We start from the raw sequence: 265 nt of genomic DNA on the forward strand, positions 1-265 counted from the left end.
TCTGGCTGACGAAATCGCGGGGATGCACCAGTTTATAAACGCGTTGCACGGATTAAGTCTTCTGTCTGGAGAACGCCGCTCGGCCAAGCTGGAAGAGCTACACGGTCGATACGCGGGCACACCTACTGGTGATTTGCTCATTCGACTTTTCGAATCCAACATTGACAGTTCGAAAACTCCTTAGTCAGTGGAGTGGCTGAACCATGAAGAGCGATTCCATCAAGGTATTACTGTTCACTATGATTGATGTAGGAGTGTGCGCCCC

1 pseudogene is annotated in these 265 nt (G+C 50.2%); it reads left to right on the top strand.

Annotation, left to right across the window (positions count from 1 at the left end):
* Positions 1-184, top strand: a pseudogene (locus SB756_RS31100) (hypothetical protein); the annotation flags it as partial.
* Positions 185-265: the final 81 nt, after the last annotated feature.

The sequence above is a fragment of the Pseudomonas sp. SIMBA_068 genome, from assembly GCF_046534705.1.
Classification (GTDB): Bacteria; Pseudomonadota; Gammaproteobacteria; order Pseudomonadales; family Pseudomonadaceae; genus Aquipseudomonas; species Aquipseudomonas putida.